We start from the raw sequence: 1,651 nt of genomic DNA, 5'->3' as shown, positions 1-1,651 counted from the left end.
ACCGAGAAACGCGGCCGGCCGAGACCACCGAGCTTTGGACGGAGTCGCGGCCGCGTTTCTCGGTCAATGATGTCGAGCAGGCGCTGGCCGGCGTGACGCTGGTCGAGGCTGCAAATGAGCGCGACGAGGCGGCAGCGATTGCCATTGCGCTTAAGCGCGCAGTGGAAATGCCGGGCAAGCGCGCGGCACTCGTCACCGGCGACCGCGCCCTGGCGCGACGCGTCTCGGCCGAGCTGCTACGCTTCGGCGTCGTCGCTGACGATTCCGGCGGCACGCCGCTAGCCAACACGCCGGCCGCCAGCCTGCTCAGGCTGGCGCTAGGCGCAGCATTCCGGCCAGGCGATCCGGTGGGTCTATTGTCGCTACTCAAGCATCCGCTGCTTGGCCTCGGTCTCGAACGCCAGAGCGTGCGCAAGGCTGCCGAGCTGATCGAGCTGGTGGCGCTGCGCGGCGGCACCGGCCGGCCGGACGTCGCTTCCCTCGACGCGCTTTTCGAGACGCGGCTCGCGGGCCTTGGCGGCGACAGCCGTCAGCCCTTCTGGTTCCAGCGCCTCACGGTACGCGGTATCGAAGAGGCGCGGGCAGTGCTCAATCGCCTCACCGATGCGCTATCCCCGCTCACTGCGATGCGCGGCGAGAAGGATGCCGATATCGCGACATTGACGCGGGCGAGCGTCGTGGCGCTGGAAGGTCTCGGCCGCGCGGCCGATGACAGCCTGACCAGCCTCTATGCCGGCGACGCCGGCGAGAAGCTCGCCGCGCTTCTGCGCGGGCTGGTTGCCGTGTCATCGCCGTTTATGATCGGTGCGGGCGAATGGCCCGACGTGATGGAGGCGCTGATCGCGCCGGAAACGGTCAAGCCGGCGCAAGGCACCGACCGCAACATCGCCATCTGGGGAGCGCTGGAAGCTCGCCTGCAAAGCGTCGACACGCTGGTCATCGGCGGCCTCAATGAAGGGGTCTGGCCGCGCAAGCCCGAGAGCGACCGGTTCATGTCGCGGCTGATGAAGACCGGCATCGATCTCGAGCCGCCGGAGCGGCGCATCGGCCTTGCCGCGCATGATTTCCAGATTGCGATGGGTACTGAAACGGTGGTGCTGACGCGCTCGGCCCGATCCGGCGACGCGCCGGCGGTGCCGTCGCGCTGGTTGCAGCGCATCGTCACCTTCATCGGCAAGGACCAGGCGACGGCAGTTCGCCGGCGCGGCGACGCGCTGCTTGTCTGGGCGCGCGCGCTCGATGCCGGCGACAGGAAGGATTTCGCGTCCCGCCCACAGCCGAAGCCGCCGCTGCACCTGCGGCCACAGCATTTCTCGGTCACCGAGATCGAGACACTGCGCCGCGACCCCTATGCGATCTATGCCAGGCGGATTCTCGGCCTGATGCCGCTCGACCCGGTGATCCGCGACCCCGGTGCTGCCGAACGCGGCACGCTGTTCCACGAAATCCTGCATTTGTTTTCGCGAAGGGTGGAAGATCCGAGGGCGCCGGGCGCGCTGGCAGCCCTCATCGAGGCCGGTCGCGCGTGCTTTGCCGACGCGGCACTTCCGCCCGATATCGAGGCGGTGTGGTGGCCGCGCTTCGAAAAGCTCGCGGAAAACATCATCGAATGGGAGCATACCCGCGCCGACGCCGTCGCCCGGCGCTATGC

At 68.5% G+C, this 1,651-nt stretch carries 1 protein-coding gene; it reads left to right on the top strand.

Annotation, left to right across the window (positions count from 1 at the left end):
- Positions 1-1,651, top strand: a 1,651-nt coding sequence (gene addB, locus EOA75_RS32600) for a double-strand break repair protein AddB (RefSeq protein ID WP_127326117.1), incomplete at both ends; no start/stop codon positions are given.

Origin of the sequence: Mesorhizobium sp. M1A.F.Ca.IN.022.07.1.1 (assembly GCF_003997575.1) — a bacterium.
GTDB lineage: Bacteria > Pseudomonadota > Alphaproteobacteria > Rhizobiales > Rhizobiaceae > Mesorhizobium.
This window is presented reverse-complemented; position numbering and strand designations above follow the sequence as displayed.